The organism is Stutzerimonas stutzeri (genome assembly GCF_000935215.1).
Classification (GTDB): Bacteria; Pseudomonadota; Gammaproteobacteria; order Pseudomonadales; family Pseudomonadaceae; genus Stutzerimonas.
In genome coordinates this window covers 1-16522 of the sequence record NZ_JXXD01000330.1, presented here as the reverse complement: position 1 = coordinate 16522, position 16522 = coordinate 1, and the positions used below count along the sequence as shown (strand labels likewise).

The window sequence follows — 16522 nt, the reverse complement described above, 5'->3', positions numbered from 1 at the left end:
AAAAGAATGGCGCGTCGCCCGAAAGGACGACGCGCCGGGTTGTTAGCGCGATCAGCTCGTCGCCGGCGACACCATCGCTTCAAGCTGCTCTATGACGCCCGGCTTAACGAAGACGCAAGGCTGGTTGGCCTCGATCGGCACGTTGAACACCTTGGCGAACACATGATGCTTCAGGTGCGCCAGCCGGCCCGTGCGATAAGCCTGCTCGGGCTTCAGGCGGCCACCCGGCGAGCCGCTGCGCTGCGGGTCGCATTCGACTAGCGCGACGAAACCATCGTCGGCCAGCTTCTGGTGCTCGGGGCATAGGCCCCAGCCCGTCTTCGTATGGTGCTCCATGCTTGCACGCAGGCGCTTGTCGAGCAGGATGGTGCCGGTATCGAACGCTTTGCCGCAGACCAGGCAAACGTGCTGTTCGAGGGAAACATGTGATTTATCGTTCATGACGATCTCCGGTTACACAGGCGGAATTGCCCGGAACCGTCACCAGCACGGCGCAGCGCAAGCGGTCAGGGGTCAAGGACGGCCGGGAGGCCGCAAGCGTGCTTGCACGCGCAGCCCTTGACGGCGAGAACGCCGTGATACGGTGAAGGGAACAGCAAGACCGCCTCACACCACCACCTACGCACACCTGTCTTCAGCAAGCGCAGGCCCGCGAGGGCCGTAGCTGCGCCACCGGGCGCAGCAAAAAAGGGGCCGCAGCCCCCCTGTGTCAGATCAGGCCACGCTCAGCGAATGACGTAGTGGCCTCGCCGCCGACGACGATGTGATCCAGCGTGCGCACGTCCACCAGCGCCAGGGCTTCCTTGAGGCGTTGGGTCAGCAGCTTGTCCGCCTGGCTCGGCTCGGAATTGCCGCTCGGATGATTGTGCGAAAAGATCACGGCCGCTGCGTTGTGTTGCAGTGCCGTTTTCACGACTTCGCGCGGATACACCGATGCCTGGTCGATGGTGCCGCGAAACATCTCCACGTATTCGATCAGACGGTTCTGGCTGTCGAGGAACAGCGTAGCGAAAACCTCATGCTCGAAGTTGGCCAGCTTGGTGCGCAGGTAGTCCTTGACCAGCGCCGGCGAAGTGAACAGCGTCCCGCGCGGAGTTTTCTGGTCGATAACGTACCGCGCAGCTTCCAGAATTTGGTCGGCAGTCGCCGGCAGATAGCGCCCCTGGTCGTCACGCACCAGCAGCGAGGAATCGAGAGACAGAGAAAGTTGCGACATGATCATGCTCCGGTTGCTCGGGCGGAATTGCCCGGAACCGGCCTCAGCACGGCGCAGCGCAAGCGGTCAGGGGTCAGCGACGGCCGCCAGGACGCAAGCGCGCAAGGCGCGCGCAGCCCTTGACGGCGAGAACGCCGTGATACGGTGAAGGGAACAGCAAGACCGCCCACACCCCGCCCGCAGAGACGACGGATGGGCAAGCGCAGCGCGCAGGCCCACAGGGCCGGAGGCGTCAGGGATCAAAGCCGGATGGCCATGACTCGGTACGAGGCATGGGGCGTAGCCCGCGAGCCCGACGGCGGAACGCCGGGACGCTCTTTTGTCGCTAAGTTCCTATGAAATGTGGAGCTTCAACTCGCGATCTATAGGTAACGACGTGACCACACGCATTTAGAGCATCGTCAGCAGGTTGGAGATGAAAATTGCTTTGTCCATAGAGCCGTCGATTCAGTCAAGAACCGCTGTTGCGCAGTCAGCGCTTCCCTCAAATCATTGCCCAAATCGTGGTGCCCCTGACTCAATAGTTCTGCCATCACGGACTCGGCGATTTGCGAACCCCGGGGGAATGCCAAAAGCGTGCCTTCGGCCAGTACAGGCGGGAACTCCATGTTCGAACCAGAACCTACCAAGCTCTTCACAGTCCATAGCATCTGTCCGGCCAAATCCTTGGGGAGCAATACCAGATGAAATCCATCGAGCAGCCATTGCACAGTCAAATGGTTGAGCTGGTAGAGATAGAGTTTCGAGGCGAGGTGAATGCGCGCGCCAATGCGCTTAGCGACATGCACGGCGCCCGCAAGATGGTGAGATCCGCCACTGTTGTCAAGGAACAAACGGCCATCCCAAGCTCGCACGCTAAACGTGTCGGAGCCACGTCCGTGCAGTAGCCGAATTTCGCCATGAGAACAAAGCTCTTTTAAGCTCGCATCATCCAGTCCGAGCGGGGGCTTTCCTTTTCTGGCATATCGATTCTGCTCATCAATATAGTAGGCACCAAAGACATCCACACTTTCGTGTGGCATATCTGCCGACTTGCTTGCGGAGATGCCCTCTATATCGCTTGCGTCGCATTCAAAGTGAGGCACCATCGTCACTTGCACTAGCGATCCATGAGGACTTTGGAAAGCCTCCTTAGCGCCCGAGGCTAAGCCCGAAAATCGGCTCCGCAAAGTAAAGTTGCTGCGATTAAGATTGTCCAGGATGTCCCATCGACGGCGTGAGTCATCAAAAATCTTCGATTTTGCGGTGTTGAGGAGCACATTTTTTCCTGCCGACTCCTTGAGCCCCAATAGCTCACGCCAAGCTTCACACCGCTTCCGTACAAGCGCCGGCGGTCGATTCCAAAATCTTCGCCACCACGGCCATGTGTGGAGTTCAAGCACAGAAATTGGAAACTCAGAGAGCGACATCGCATGCATAGGTTGCAAGTACCTGGTAGTTAGGCAAGCGCAGGCCCGCAAGGCCGGAGGCGTCAGGAATCAAAGCCGGGTGGCCGCGACTCGGCATGAGGCGCGGGGCGCAGCCCGCGAGTCCGACGGCGGAACGCCGGGACGCTCATAACGTAGGCGGCAGAAAGCCAATGAACAGCACGTCACGCTCAAACTGCCCGCTCAACTCTCTTGCTCTTCGGGGTACTCTGCTTGAGGAATTGATACCCAGCCATCGCGGGTAATGCCCGCCCCAATGCGGAGATTCTTGCTTTCGGTTGCCGCCCAGTGCCCACCCCGGTGCAATACAGCGCGAATTACGGACTTCCGCGGGTGATCCTCATCGGCTTTGGCAGAACTGCAAATGGCATTCCAGGTATGCTTGTCCGGCATGCTGTCCAATCGTGGACCAACCAGTTGATCCAGAATTTCAGTCGAGACATTGTGTCGCCCGCCATGATGAGGCACCTGGAAATACCGAATGCCTGGCAACGCGAGTCCGGCAAAAGGCGCGTAGTCAATAACCTCTTGCAGCGCTTCACGCCCGGCATCGCCAGTAAGCATGACACGATGACCGTTCAGAACAGCCGACTGGACCACACTCATTTCATTTTCACGGCTGGTAGGCTCCGGCGGAAAATATTCCTCGCCCCACAGGGACTTGATGTAGGCGGTCGCGGCCTTCACCACCCGGAATATGCTGCTCAGCGCGCTATCCAAAGCACTTTCTTCAACAGCTTCCGGTGTCTTCGCGGAGTCCACGATCAGGTCGAAGTAGCGATCTAGTGTGGGTGCCATCACCATGAAGGGACCGATGTTCTGCCCCTGAAGAGGGGCATGGATTGGAATTCCCTTCTCAACCGCAAGATCCTCAAGAATTGCCGTGGCATCGTAGATGGAGCGCAATTTCCGTCTCAGTGCTTCAACTGATTCATAGGTCTCGAATCGATCAATCAACTGATCTGCATAGATCCACGGCCTGTTGATCCAGAGATTTTTGACTGTGCATTGCTCCAGGACTTTTCGCAGCCCATTGGCGTGATCGCGATCGGGGTGTGTGAGGATCACATGGTCGATGACTGTTGTTCCATAGTACGTCTTCAGGTGCTCGACGAGCTGATCTCCCGTATCCAGATACCCACCGTCAACGACGTGCACGCCCTCTGTGCCATTCACCGAATAGCGTAGCGTGATTGCATCCCCGCTTTTCGCTGTTTCGACGCCAAGAAAATCGATCTCGAAGTAGTCAGCCATACATCCCTTTCGTTTTATGCCAAGAAAGTGCCGGCGGCTTTGCCTTTACCAGCGATCCACCGCACACCTGAGTCCTGTCGGAGTCCATACCAACGACACGGCGGGAAGGCCGCCAGCATCCTCGGCGATGCCGCGCAACGTATTTCGGTCTATGCCCGAATGTGCGCCGCCTTTCGGGTGGCTATGCCAAGTGCCGATGAAGGCCAGATACCCCAAAGAGGTTCCATTCGCTGTGCGCAAATTTTGAACAAGCCCATTCGTCCCAAGGACGAAGCGGGCGGCCTCCCGAATGCTGTCAGGCGGCGCATCCACGAGGCCAGCAATGGTGATGGTTCGATTCTCAAACGAGATACGACCGACCAAGGCTCCACCTGTTTCCAGAGCGCCCCAGCGCAGCGCATCAGCATGGATCGCTTGCACGACAGGGTGCAGAATCCGAATGTTCCAGCCACCATCGTCTGCTACGTTGAGCACAGTGGTCGGGCCGAGGCTGGTGCTGGTCCATGCCATGCCGAGGCCTTCGGTATCCGAGACCCCGGCGCAAAGCGTCGCCTCCTTCGGGAGTCCGCCAACGAGCCAGCGTTCCAGTTGCAGGCCAGCTAATGAAGCAGAACGCGAAACAACGGCATCGGACATTGGCATCGTCAGTGAACGGCAGTTGTCGCCCACAAAAATACGCGTCGGCTCAGACGTATCGCCAGCAATCGACGCCCGCAGTTCCGGCACAAACCGACAGCACTCGAACAAGAATGCCGTAAGATCGTCAACCCGACCGGCGCGACCAGGCCCTTCAAGCAAAACCGCGACACAGCGCCCCTGGCCATACATGACGATCCGTGCCAACCGCGCAGGGGATTGGTTCAGCGCCGTTGATTGCGTTTCTGCGGCCAACACCTGAAGTGAGGCTGTCGCATCCACGATGAGGGCCGCATCCTGCGGAACGGTTGCAGCAAACTGCGCAGCATCGACCAAGAGAGTCACTGCGTCGGTGTCGAACGCTTGCGATTGAAGATGCGACAGCGACTCAAAGGCCGTCTTCATCAGCGCCGACTTCCGAGGTGGGACCAGCACCGATGCCCGCTCAATGAGTGCATGCCGGGCCGCGTTGTGAGGCGACATGGACTCGTTATCGACGAAGGTCATTGAGCCGAAACCCGCTCGCCCCAGTTGCATCGCGATTTTCGACCCCACGCTTCCGCAGCCGAGCAAGACCAGCGGCTGCGATGTGGCCGCAGATGGAATGCCGGACGTTCTTGCCAGCAGTTCGGGAGACAACGCATGTGCGTGAAAAGCCGGGTGAACCGTGGCGTTTCGCTCCAGGAGCGATTGAGCGTTGAGTTCATAGCGCACCACGTAGGGCAATACCTCGATACTTCTCCCCGGTGAGCCCACAAGCGACGCTGGCCTTTGAACAGTCAGAATCACAATCGCATACAAGCCATGCGTCCAGCCACGCGAGTCTTGCTGCATATCCAGAATCGAACGTCCATAGTAGCCGTCCAAGCCTTGAGCCAAAGCGTCACGATCGACGCCGAGTTCCGCTGCTCGATCAAGCAACGTCGCGAGATCGACAACCGTCTCGGGTTGATAGTGGCCGACCACATGCGGGTTGCCGTCGGTTATTGGAGCCCGCGCAATGAAGGCTGCGGTATGGCCATTTCCCCATTTACCCAACTTGTCGTTGTGAACCTCCTGATAGAACACAGGATCGACTTGAGCAGTCAGTTCGGCATTGACGATGGCGTATAGCCCGCCATCAATCGTCACGTAGCCTGCGGGAACCACCAAAATCGTGCCGTCAGCGGGAGCGGCGGCCGCGACATTCTCGGCACTGAATACAAGGGTCGAAGGACAACTGTCTCGACGAGTCGGCTCCCACCCCTGTTCAAGGTCCAGCAACGTCCCGGCTGCGGCCTTGTGCAACCAAACGATCAACTGATCGACGATGGCGTCCAGACCAAACCGATGCAGCAGCTCGTCCAACGATCCCTCGAACAGACAAGGCGAGACCAACTCGCCTTCGCGATGAGGATTGATGTGCGGCAAGTTGAGTGGGAAGTCCGCACGCAAGAAAGGCTTGGGTGCAGACATGGGCCAGTCACTGCCGAATACCAGAACGCATGTCTCGACCGAGCGCACTCCGGTCCCGGATACGCCATTGCGCCGAGACCTGCTCGGCAATTCAACAGCAACATCGACTTCAATCTGCGTCGATTCACCACTTTTCCTTGGCTCGCCAACGCGGACAAGGCCCCTGTGCCGCTGAAGTTGATGCAGTGCGTCCGCGATGGTGCCCGTCATGATGCCCCGTGTGGCATGGGCGCGCGCGCGGAGGTGATCACGGCGGCGGCCTTCGATCCGGCTTCCTTCTTCGAGGGAGGCTGCACACCCTGAGCGGTGACGGTGAAAACGAGGGGCTCCACGGATTTTTCGCTCGGATATTCGCCCGTGCAGTAAAAGTCGCCTTTTACTTCGTCCACGATTGCTACGTATTCACGCTTTGCGCGGATGCAGGGCGGATCGCTGTCGTCGTCTGCGATCGGCTTGCAACTGGCGACGATGACGGCACCGTTGCGGGTCTGCGAAAGCGCCTTGCGAGCGTCGGCATCAAGTTTGGCCTTTTCGCGGTAGTCCGACCAACTGTCATAGGACAGCGAATGCCAGGAACAGTGATGTGGCGCCTGCATGATGTCGTACTCAAGCACATCGGCTTCGGCCTTGTGGCGCTGCCACTGGCGGTTCCAGATAAATACTTCGGCATCGCCACCAGTAAGGAATTTTGCGCCATCCGGCGTCTGAGCATCAGCGGCCAATGTGAAGTTCAAGATCACGCTGGACTGGTTCTTGACCAGGCACTCTTCCTCTTCTTCGTCGTCCTGGGCGTCCAAGGGTGCCAGAAGAATCGCGGAGAAGAATGCGGAACTCTTGCCATTGATCGTCGAGAAGCGCGTGTCCACCTTCCGCACAATCGAGGTGAGATCATCGGTTTTTCCGTCGATGTCCTCGCCCATGATCTGAATGCGGTCGCCGTTCCCGACGACGAAATTCTTGTCGCGGTTCAGCTGTACGCGCCGACGCGCCTCCGTGTTGAATGCCTTGGCGTCGTCACTCAAGGTGTGCGTCTTGCTGGCGCGTCGAAACACGATCGGAGACGACCATATCTCGCGGATCACGATCTTCTTGTCCTTGTCGTCCTTCTTGTCATCCGGATACTTGTCCAGCGGCCCCAGGTGGAAGTGCCGCGTCAGGCCTCGGCAATGGTCCTGGTCCGGGTGGCTCAGCAGGAACGCATCGACATACGGCCTGCCGTTCTCATCTTTCTTCAGTCGGTCGCGCAGATCCTTGGCGACATCGCGCGCCTCACCGTCAGGGTCGTCGGCGTCTTGCCTGATGTTTACGTCGATCAGCAGGGTGGTTGCGTCGAGGTCGCCGAACTTGATGAGGGTCATGTCCCCGTTGTCGACGGGAAAAAACGTGATGGTTGTGGGCATTGGGGCTCCGGGTAGACGACCGAAGGATGATCGCGTATAGTTAATGTACGACTATTTTTTATATCCGTCTACTTTTTAGGCGCAACTGATGCAAGAGCCCTCTGTCACTGCCGCCAATCCTGCTGAGCCCAAAGGGCTAAGTTGGGGGTTGGAAAGCAGACTTCAATTCATCGATTTCCGTTTGCGCTGGGAACGGCACATTAATCGAATGGATCTCACTGAGCACTTCGGCATATCGGTTCCCCAGGCGTCACTGGACATTGCCAAGTACACGGAGTTGGCGCCGAGCAACCTAACTTACGACCGCAGTTCCAAGACCTACACGGCAGCGCCGAGTTTTCACCCGCTTTACCAACGAAGTTCGGCGCAACACTATCTAGCGGAGCTGCTGGCCACCAAGATGGGAGTCATCGAGCCTGCGGCCAGCTTTATCGGCTCAGCACTTGAGGCAGATTGGGCGCCGTCCCCCTGGCGCACGATCAATGAACAGACCGTCGAAGCAGTGGTCCGGGCAATTCGGCAGCAGGAAGCCATTTGGGTGAGCTACCAGTCCATGACGTCCATGGACGAATCGGTTCGTCTGCTGTCTCCCCACGCCCTTGGTAATGACGGTTTTCGCTGGCACATGCGCGCGTTTTGCCACAAACGCCAGCGCTTCAGTGATTTCGTCCTCGCCCGAATCCTGCGCATCGACGGCTTCGAAGCGAGCCAAGTGGACGCCAGCCAAGATTCGCACTGGCAAACTCTCTTGACGCTGGTGCTTGCACCGCACCCCGATTTGCCCGCTGCCAAGAAACGAGTCCTGGAGTTGGACTATGGAATGGAAGACGGACAGGTCAAACTTCCATGCCGCCAAGCGTTTTTGTATTACACGCTGAGGCGTTTGGGCTTGCATACCAAGGAAGCACCCGACCCTCTCGCGCAGCAGATCACTTTAAAGAACCGCGATGAAATTCAACCCTATATTGATGCCTTGTCGGCCCAAAGCTGAACGCCCATGACAACTATTTTTGAACTGGTCAAAGACCCCTATGAGCGCAAGGCGCGCGTAATCCCAGGACTTCTTGTAGCGTTACCGCTGCTCGTTCCTTTGTTGTGCGTCTACGGCGCAAAGCACCCGGTACTTACAGGCGTGATCGGCTTGCTTGGTGGCTGCGGTGCCATTTATGCGCTTGCGAGCGTAGCTCGCGGGCGCGGGAAGAAGCTTGAAGAGATCCTGGTTGCAAGGTGGGGCGGTATGCCGACAACCATCGCGTTACGCCATCGCGACAAGTTTCTCGATGGTGTCAGCAAGCAGCGCTACCACACGGCGATCACGGCCAAGCTGGGCATCGCCATGCCAACGGCAGAAGAAGAATCAGCAAGCCCTGACAAGGCAGACGACATCTACGTTGGCGCCACAAAGCGGCTTCGCGAACTCACGCGTTCCAACAAGCAGCTCTTGCTGAAAGAGAACATCGCCTACGGATTTCACCGCAATATGCTGGCAATGAAGCCTGCCGGCATCGTGTCGTGCCTCCTGGGCATCGTCTACGGATTGCTGATTGCAAAGATTCTGCAGGTAGTACCTCCTCATTTTAACCTAGAGCACCTTGCCGATCCGGGGCTTGCCGCAGGCTTGACACTGCTCATTTCGCTGGCATTACTTGCCGCTTGGCTGCTGTATTTCGATCAGGGCGCGGTCAGACGGATGGGGTTCGTCTATGCAGAACGCTTGTTTGAGTGCTTGCCGTCTTTGCCTTCTTCGGCCCCGCGGAAAAGAGCCTCAAAACCGACTACGGACTGAGATTCAATGCTCTTTGCAAATAGGCGCGTAACTCCGCAGGAATGCTTGCCTATCGGCTGACTTCCGACGGGGGATGGTCACGCCTCTTGGCTGGCAGCCGCGTGATTGCGATGCAGGTCCGAAACCACCGCGATCAATCTGTTGATCGGTTCAGCCAGCCGCTTCGGCAAGACGCGATGCTGGGTATGGGTTTTCAAGTCGGCGATCCAGCGATGCGCAACCCACACGTCTTCTTCAGGGTGGTGGTTGTCTACGCCGTTGCAATACTTGTAGCCAACGAGCGAATCAGTGTGCGACAGCAGGATGCGCGCCATCGTCATGTGGAAGCGATGGGCCTGGAGATCCGCCGGGCCTTTGGGACGCGGCAGGGTCAGTCGTAGGCATCGCTGGCCGTTGAACTCGCTCCAGTCGGGGCCAACGACTTGTCCCGCGCGTTCCAGCATCTTGCGCGACTGTTCGTTCTTGCCATTGACCAAGGCAACGGCGACCGTACCCTTCGGGTACTCCAGCTTTTCGGCGAGCAGGTTCATCCAGCGCACCAACTTGTTCAGGGTCTCATCGTCGGCAAACACAAGGAACTGATGGCGCTGCTCGTCGTCCAGAAACGCCGGCAATTGCGCGTAGAGGGGGTACAGCAGGTCGTGGAGATAGATGTAGGTCTGCCGGCGTCCTTGCTCGTGGCTCCGCGTGGTCGCAGTCAATACCTGCCGTGCCCACTCGGGCGTGAGTTCGTCCAGCGTCATCTCGGTGATGTCGATGGAGATGAGCGGGAATCCGAGCGACTTCCCGATAAGAGCCTTGCGCCCGTCGAAGGCGTGGCCGAGTTCGATTTCAACGCCGCCCAGCACCATCGGTTCAGCCTGGACCGGGGGGCCGAGCACGGCAACGTCGAGCCGGAATTTGCTGCCGAATGGCGTCTCCAGGGGATGCTCGGTTGCCACCTGGTCGGCGCCGAGCAACAAGTTGCCTTCCAGCGGATAGTCCGACGCATCCATATCCTTGAACGCCCACGGCATCGCAAGCCCGGCATTCAAACGTCGTGAGAGTTCGGCCGCGACAAGTTCTTTCGCCCGCCGGTGTTCAGGACTTTCCTGCACGGCGCGCCATCGGCTGGCTTCTTCATCGTCGAAGTGCGCTTTGGGGTTAAAGGTGTGCTGGGCAGGAAGTACGCGGAAATGGGATCGCCGACGCAGCTTCCCGCTTTCAAAGGAGGGGCTGACCCATGTCACCATCTGGCGCTCTGCGCCTGGAGACACCAAGGGCCACAGCTTGCGCGCATGTTCCCGGCTGCGAACGTCGCGCGCGGCAATCGTGGTCTGGAAAATCCCTTTTCGAGAGAAGACAACGATCGCCTCGTCCATTCCTGTCTCTCACTTACGGCGATACGGCCGCTAATTTCGTGGTGCCATCCAGCTTGCGGTGAATCAGCGATACCAGCGTCAGGATGTCCAGTGCGTCCTGTTCGGACATGGGCCAATTCGTCTTGGGCGCATGGGCCAGCGGATTGCGCACGGCGCCAAATAAGCCGATCAGCAGGTTGGCAAAGCCTTTCTGCTCGCTCTTTTCGGACTCGGTGGTGAGCGGTCCCAAGGCGAGAACGGGTTGCTGGCCTGCGAATGCCTTGTTCACCAAGTCCGCGCCGTCGCCGTTCAGGCCCGACAGCAGGCGAATCCGCTCCGCAACACCTTTCGTTGCCTCGAACACGGCATGGAAGTAGTTTTCCTCCAGCAACTCGGCGCGGCAGTAGTTCAGCACTTCCGCATGGACGACGCGGCTTTCCAGTGCGGCCTTGAGTCGTCCCGCGCGGGCGCGGGCGGCATCAAGCGTCGTGGCCTTATCGGCGTGAGCAACCTTGCCGTCATCGCGCACGTAGAAACCGGAGAAGGCAAGGACGACATTGAGTTCGTCGCGCCGCCAAGCGAACGTCGCGGGATCGCGGGCGTAGTTCACCGGGTTCATCGCGCGGTTGATGAACATGATGAGATGGTTGCCGATCTGGTGGTGGTTCTGCGCACCGGCCAGCGCATTGAACAACCGCTTCCACTTTGTCATGCCGGGCGACGTGTCGGCAACCTCGATTTCCTGCAGCAGCCGCTCGATCTGTGTACCGCTCAGACCGCGTTCGGTATCGGCGAGCACGCGGCAGGCGGCTTCAAGATGCTGTGAGTTGAAAGGGGTAATTCGCGTCGCCAATGCCTGTCTCCCTCGTCAGGCATCAGATGATGGCCTGCAGGCCCTTGTCGGCGATGACGTTGAGCAGTTTGAGCGCTGGCCCCGTGGGATGGGTTTCGCCTTGTTCCCACTTGCGCACGGTCGAGGCCGACGTGTGTAGATGAAGAGCGAACACCGGCTGGCTAAACTTCAAGGCTTCACGCAGCCGCTTGATATCGAAAGCACTGAACTCCCGCACCGGCGGCGGGCAGATTGCGTCGAACTCGCGCATCGTTACCTTGCCGATCGCTCCCGCTTCGTGGAGCGCGGCCAGATCGCCACGCAGGGATTCAATGATCTTGCTCACAATGCACCTCCAATAACACGCCTGACTGCAACGCCTTCGACAATGCTTCGGCGGACAGTTCCAGGAACACCTTGCCGGCGAATTGCAGTGCCTTCTTCTCGTCCTGCGTAATGTTCGCCTTGTCGCTCTTGGGGAACCCATGCAGGAACACATAGCGGCTGCCGATCCGGGCCGACAATAACGTGCGGTAGCCGCCACTCTTGCCACCACCAGGGCGGGCAACCCGTTTCTTGTAAAGGAAGCCGCCCAAGTCCGCGTCAATCAGACCGCTTTCCATCTCCTGAACCGCTTTGCACAAGGCGGCATCGGACAGCTTTTCGCCCGCCTGCCACCGCGCAAAATCCTTTCGTTTGAGGATGCGCGTCATCTTGACCTTCAAACTATACCCGAAACGGGCACACTTTTCCAGTGCTTAGTACGATACGCAGGCGGTGATGGCCACTGAGCCAATTGTCGTAGCGGTGATACGACAATTGGGGCGGCAAGGTGGATTGCTGGCCTCTGATCATGCGGTCACCTCTTTCGGTTCTTGATGCATGCTGACGACCGACTTGCGTCGATTCGCCACCAGTTCGGCGGCTTCCCGCACGGGCTTGTCCTCGGTGTGGACGTAGCGCATGAACATCACCACGGTCTTGTGCGCCGTCAGGGCCATGCCGACCTTGACCGGGATACCCGAATTGGCAATGTCGGTCGCCGAGCGGTGGCGGATGCCGTGCGTCCCCACATGCGTTGCCCCCGCCGCTTTGAGCGCACGGCTCCAGCCGCCGTAATACTCGCCCGTGGTCAGGTGTTGCCCTGGATGGCGCGGCGACGGCAGGACGTAAGGATTGCCTTCCTGCCTCGGCGCCGTCGAAAGCAGCCGGTAGGCTTCCTCGCTGATGGGCTTGGACATACCGCCGGTCTTGCTGTCAGGCCAGACGACGCGGCGGTTTTCCAGATCGATCCATTCCCATTCGAGCGAGACGATTTCGCCACGGCGGCCGGCAAACTCGAATTGCAGGCGGATCGCCAACGGGATGACGTAGTTCTCCAGCCCCTCGGCCTCGATCTTGTCGAGCTGCCGGAAAAGTTTTCCCATGTCCTCGTCGCTGATAAGGTGGGTGGACTTGCCGGCAGGGAACATTGGGACATGGCGGCAGGGATTGGTGCCGTCAGGCCGATAGCCCCACACCTCAGCCAAATTGAACATCTTGCGCAGGATGCTGAACGCCTTGTTCGCCTCGGTCTGCTTGTAGGAAAGCTTTTCCATCAGTCCGGCAATGTCAGGCCGCTTCACGTCGTGGACCTTCTTGCGGCCCAACAACGGGATGATGCAGCGGTCGATGACACCTTGATAGCCGACTCGGGTGCTGGGCTTGTTGCGCTTCTTGGAGTGGTCCTCCATGAACTTCTTGCACAACTCTTCGACGGTGGGCGCTTTGCGTGCTTCCGTCTTGGCTGCGCCGGGATCACCACCCCGGCGTACCTGGGCCAGCCATTCTTGCGCGAGCGAACGGGCCTGTTCGACGGTCAGTTCCCCGTACTGACCCAAGGCGGGCTTGCGGCGCTCGCCAGCGTTCGTCCGGTACTGGAGCATGAACACCTTGCGGCCCGACGGGGTAATCTTGCACAAGAAGCCGGGAACCAACGTATCCCGGAGTTCGACGGCCTGCGCCTGGGGGTGTGCCGCATCGACAGCGGACTTGGTGAGTTTGATTTTTGCCATGATGACTCCTTGGAAAGACCCGGTTCCCAGGAGCCTTCTAGGGGCCAGTAGAGGGAAAGTCAGGTCAAGTTTCGGAAAGCACCGGCATATGATGAACTCGCCTAAGTCATTGATAAACCTGCTGTATCAAGCCTTGGCGTAGTCCAGCGCAGTACCGGGCTGGAGTCATGGTGAAATAAAAAACCCCGCCGAGGCGGGGTTTTTTATTGCCTTAGGGCGTCATCAGACTTCGACGACCTTGATCTTGGCCTTCTCCGCAGCGTCACGGAATTCGGCGATCTGGTCGAAAGACAGGTAGCGATAGATATCGGCAGCCATGCTGTCGATGTTCTTCGCGTATTCCATGTACTCCTCGACGGTCGGCAGCTTGCCGGTGATGGACGCTACTGCCGCCAGCTCTGCCGAAGCCAGGTAGACGTTAGTGGCGTCACCCAGACGATTCGGGAAGTTACGAGTGGAGGTAGAGACCACAGTGGAACCGGTTTGCACGCGAGCCTGGTTACCCATGCACAGCGAGCAGCCCGGCATTTCCATGCGCGCGCCAGCCTTGCCGTAGATGCCGTAATAGCCTTCCTCGGTCAGCTGATGAGCGTCCATCTTGGTCGGCGGAGCCAGCCACAGACGGGTCGGAATGCCACCCTTGACCTTGTCGAGCAGCTTGCCGGCAGCGCGGAAGTGGCCGATGTTGGTCATGCAGGAGCCGATGAAGACTTCGTCGATCTTCTCGCCAGCAACGGTGGACAGCAGGCGGGCATCGTCCGGGTCGTTCGGCGCGCAGAGCACGGGCTCTTTCACTTCGGCCAGGTCGATTTCGATCACCGCAGCGTATTCGGCGTCCTTATCTGCTTCCAGCAGCTTCGGATCGGCGACCCACGCTTCCATCGCTTGAGCGCGGCGCTCCAAGGTGCGGGCATCACCGTAACCTTCGCTGATCATCCAGCGCAGCATGGTGATGTTGGACTTCAGGTACTCGGCGATCGAGTCTTCCGGCAGCTTGATGGTGCAGCCGGCAGCCGAACGCTCGGCGGAGGCGTCGGACAGCTCGAATGCCTGCTCCACGGTCAGTTGGTTGAGACCTTCGATCTCGAGAATGCGACCGGAGAAGATGTTCTTCTTGCCCTTCTTCTCGACAGTCAGCAGACCCTGCTGGATGGCGTAGTAGGGGATGGCATGAACCAGGTCACGCAGGGTGATGCCGGGCTGCATCTGGCCCTTGAAACGCACCAGTACGGATTCCGGCATGTCCAGCGGCATGACGCCAGTGGCGGCGGCGAAGGCGACCAGGCCGGAGCCGGCCGGGAAGGAGATGCCGATCGGGAAGCGGGTGTGCGAGTCACCACCGGTACCAACGGTATCCGGCAGCAGCATGCGGTTCAGCCAGCTGTGGATAATGCCGTCGCCCGGACGCAGGGACACGCCGCTGCGGTTCATGATGAAGTCCGGCAGGGTGTGGTGGGTGTTGACGTCGATTGGCTTTGGATAGGCAGCTGTGTGGCAGAACGACTGCATGACCAGATCGGCGGAGAAGCCCAGGCAAGCCAGGTCTTTCAGCTCGTCGCGAGTCATCGGGCCAGTGGTGTCCTGGGAGCCGACGGTGGTCATCTTCGGTTCGCAGTAGGTGCCCGGACGAACGCCCTTGCCTTCCGGCAAGCCGCAGGCGCGACCGACCATCTTCTGCGCGAGGGTGAAACCTTTGCCACTGTCAGTCGGCGCTTCCGGCTTCTTGAACAGGGTGGACGGTGCCAGACCCAGTTCGGCGCGGGCCTTCTCGGTCAGGCCGCGGCCGATGATCAGCGGAATACGACCGCCAGCACGGACTTCGTCCAGCAGGACGTCGGTCTTCAGTTCGAAAGTGGTGACGACTTCATCGGTGCCGTGCTTGCAAACCTTGCCAGCGTATGGATAGACGTCGATCACGTCGCCCATGGCCAGGTTGCTGCAGTCGAATTCGATCGGCAGGGCACCGGCATCTTCCATGGTGTTGTAGAAGATCGGGGCGATCTTTGTGCCAAAGCAGAAGCCACCGGCGCGCTTGTTCGGCACGTTCGGGATGTCGTCACCGAAGAACCACAGCACGGAGTTGGTAGCCGACTTGCGCGAGGAGCCGGTACCGACCACGTCGCCGACATAAGCAACTGGGAAGCCCTTAGCTTTCAGTTCTTCCATCTGCTTGATTGGGCCGACCGAGCCCGGTACGTCCGGGTTGATGCCTTCACGGGCCATTTTCAGCATGGCCAGCGCGTGCAGCGGGATGTCAGGGCGCGACCAGGCGTCTGGGGCAGGCGACAGATCGTCGGTGTTGGTTTCGCCAGTGACCTTGAATACGGACAGGGAAACTTTTTCGGCAACTGCCGGGCGGTTGGTGAACCACTCGCCTTCGGCCCAGGACTGCATCACAGCCTTGGCATGCTCGTTACCGGCCTTGGCTTTTTCGGCCACGTCGTGGAAAGCGTCGAACATCAGCAGGGTGTGCTTCAGTTGCTCGGCGGCAACAGCGGCCAGTTCGGCGTTATCCAGCAGCTCGACCAGAGTGGCGATGTTGTAGCCGCCCTGCATGGTGCCCAGCAGTTCGACAGCGCGCTGCTTGCTCAGCAATGGCGAGGAGGTTTCACCTTTGGCCAGGGCGGACAGGAAGCCGGCCTTGACGTAGGCGGCTTCGTCGACGCCAGCGGGGACGCGGTTGGTGATCAGGTCAACGAGGAATTCTTCTTCGCCGGCTGGCGGATTCTTCAGCAGCTCAACCAGGCCTGCGGTTTGCTCGGCGTTCAGCGGCTGGGGCACGACGCCCTGGGCGGCACGCTCTTCTACGTGTTTGCGATAGGCTTCAAGCACAGTTTTTACCCTCATCATTGGTCCCTTGGGTGTTTCGGGACGCGCATCCGGAAGCTGTTTTCAAAGTTTTACGCCGGGCGGGCGAGGCCGGATGGGCAGGGTAAAGATAAATCTGCGCATCCGGCACGCAGCCGGTTCAACTGTGCTCGTGACGCTTTGAAAACAGCTTCGTATGGAATGTGGCGCCAAAAACGGCGGGCCGATACTACTGGAAATGGCCCCAAAAGTTAAGTCGAGCGCCAGCGGCGGCCGCCGCCAAGGCTTCGTGAGCTTGCGTGAAAAGATTTCGC

At 59.2% G+C, this 16522-nt stretch carries 15 protein-coding genes; 2 read left to right on the top strand and 13 right to left on the bottom strand.

From position 1 onward, the window contains the following. Positions 1–51: 51 nt before the first annotated feature. From LO50_RS23125 to mblB, 6 genes are all read right to left on the bottom strand, one after another. On the bottom strand, positions 52–441 hold the full coding sequence (locus LO50_RS23125) for a hypothetical protein (protein WP_014703520.1): 390 nt from the start codon (positions 439–441) through the stop codon (positions 52–54). A gap of 268 nt (positions 442–709) precedes the next feature. Then, a complete protein-coding gene (locus tag LO50_RS23120) occupies positions 710–1216 on the bottom strand; it encodes a JAB domain-containing protein (protein ID WP_014703519.1) in 507 nt (168 codons plus the stop codon). 401 nt (positions 1217–1617) lie between these two features. After that, positions 1618–2475, bottom strand: a complete 858-nt coding sequence (locus tag LO50_RS23115) for a DUF6685 family protein (protein WP_045285107.1) — start codon at positions 2473–2475, stop codon at positions 1618–1620. Positions 2476–2826: 351 nt separating this feature from the next. Next, a complete protein-coding gene (locus tag LO50_RS23110; RefSeq protein WP_014703517.1) occupies positions 2827–3897 on the bottom strand; it encodes a ComEC/Rec2 family competence protein in 1071 nt (356 codons plus the stop codon). A gap of 45 nt (positions 3898–3942) precedes the next feature. Beyond that, positions 3943–6198 (bottom strand): anti-phage 6A-MBL system cap2_3 protein, encoded by a 2256-nt coding sequence (gene cap2-3, locus LO50_RS23105; protein WP_014703516.1) that lies wholly within the window; start codon positions 6196–6198, stop codon positions 3943–3945. Next, positions 6195–7388, bottom strand: coding sequence for an anti-phage 6A-MBL system MBL-fold protein (gene mblB / locus LO50_RS23100; protein ID WP_023110661.1), 1194 nt, complete (start codon positions 7386–7388; stop codon positions 6195–6197). Before mblB ends, cap2-3 begins: the two co-directional genes overlap by 4 nt. 88 nt (positions 7389–7476) lie before the next feature. On the opposite strand from mblB, the gene LO50_RS23095 reads away from it, so the two are divergent. Both LO50_RS23095 and LO50_RS23090 read left to right on the top strand, forming a co-directional pair. Next, complete coding sequence (locus LO50_RS23095; protein ID WP_014703513.1) at positions 7477–8379, top strand: WYL domain-containing transcriptional regulator; 903 nt, start codon at positions 7477–7479, stop codon at positions 8377–8379. Positions 8380–8385: 6 nt separating this feature from the next. Continuing rightward, the gene (locus LO50_RS23090; protein WP_014703512.1) at positions 8386–9174 is read left to right on the top strand and encodes a hypothetical protein; all 789 of its coding nucleotides are present in this window, start codon (positions 8386–8388) and stop codon (positions 9172–9174) included. A gap of 77 nt (positions 9175–9251) precedes the next feature. Here LO50_RS23090 and LO50_RS23085 read toward each other — a convergent pair whose 3' ends face one another. The 7 genes from LO50_RS23085 to LO50_RS25525 form a co-directional block, all read right to left on the bottom strand. Continuing rightward, positions 9252–10535, bottom strand: coding sequence for a hypothetical protein (locus LO50_RS23085; RefSeq protein WP_014703511.1), 1284 nt, complete (start codon positions 10533–10535; stop codon positions 9252–9254). Between the two features lie 13 nt (positions 10536–10548). Further along, positions 10549–11367 carry a TIGR02391 family protein gene (locus tag LO50_RS23080; RefSeq protein WP_014703510.1) on the bottom strand — a complete coding sequence of 273 codons (819 nt, stop codon included), beginning with the start codon at positions 11365–11367 and terminating at the stop codon, positions 10549–10551. 22 nt (positions 11368–11389) lie between these two features. Next, positions 11390–11692 (bottom strand): helix-turn-helix domain-containing protein, encoded by a 303-nt coding sequence (locus tag LO50_RS23075; RefSeq protein WP_014703509.1) that lies wholly within the window; start codon positions 11690–11692, stop codon positions 11390–11392. Next, on the bottom strand, positions 11676–12059 hold the full coding sequence (locus LO50_RS23070) for a type II toxin-antitoxin system RelE/ParE family toxin (RefSeq protein ID WP_014703508.1): 384 nt from the start codon (positions 12057–12059) through the stop codon (positions 11676–11678). The genes LO50_RS23075 and LO50_RS23070 overlap by 17 nt, the downstream gene beginning before the upstream one ends. A 138-nt stretch (positions 12060–12197) precedes the next feature. Further along, positions 12198–13400: a tyrosine-type recombinase/integrase gene (locus LO50_RS23065; RefSeq protein ID WP_023110663.1), complete on the bottom strand. Its 1203-nt coding sequence runs from the start codon at positions 13398–13400 to the stop codon at positions 12198–12200. A 222-nt stretch (positions 13401–13622) separates the two neighbouring features. After that, positions 13623–16232, bottom strand: a complete 2610-nt coding sequence (gene acnB / locus LO50_RS23060) for a bifunctional aconitate hydratase 2/2-methylisocitrate dehydratase (protein WP_014820306.1) — start codon at positions 16230–16232, stop codon at positions 13623–13625. 60 nt (positions 16233–16292) lie between these two features. Then, positions 16293–16522: hypothetical protein (locus LO50_RS25525; protein WP_236690625.1), on the bottom strand; the 230-nt coding region annotated here is incomplete at its 5' end.

Bases quoted from the DNA above. Each gene is read 5' to 3' on its own strand.
- LO50_RS23125 (WP_014703520.1), bottom strand. From the start codon at position 441: ATGAACGATAAATCACATGTTTCCCTCGAACAGCACGTTTGCCTGGTC.
- LO50_RS23120 (WP_014703519.1), bottom strand. From the start codon at position 1,216: ATGTCGCAACTTTCTCTGTCTCTCGATTCCTCGCTGCTGGTGCGTGAC.
- LO50_RS23110 (WP_014703517.1), bottom strand. From the start codon at position 3,897: ATGGCTGACTACTTCGAGATCGATTTTCTTGGCGTCGAAACAGCGAAA.
- cap2-3 (WP_014703516.1), bottom strand. From the start codon at position 6,198: ATGACGGGCACCATCGCGGACGCACTGCATCAACTTCAGCGGCACAGG.
- mblB (WP_023110661.1), bottom strand. From the start codon at position 7,388: ATGCCCACAACCATCACGTTTTTTCCCGTCGACAACGGGGACATGACC.
- LO50_RS23095 (WP_014703513.1), top strand. From the start codon at position 7,477: ATGCAAGAGCCCTCTGTCACTGCCGCCAATCCTGCTGAGCCCAAAGGG.
- LO50_RS23090 (WP_014703512.1), top strand. From the start codon at position 8,386: ATGACAACTATTTTTGAACTGGTCAAAGACCCCTATGAGCGCAAGGCG.
- LO50_RS23085 (WP_014703511.1), bottom strand. From the start codon at position 10,535: ATGGACGAGGCGATCGTTGTCTTCTCTCGAAAAGGGATTTTCCAGACC.
- LO50_RS23070 (WP_014703508.1), bottom strand. From the start codon at position 12,059: ATGACGCGCATCCTCAAACGAAAGGATTTTGCGCGGTGGCAGGCGGGC.
- LO50_RS23065 (WP_023110663.1), bottom strand. From the start codon at position 13,400: ATGGCAAAAATCAAACTCACCAAGTCCGCTGTCGATGCGGCACACCCC.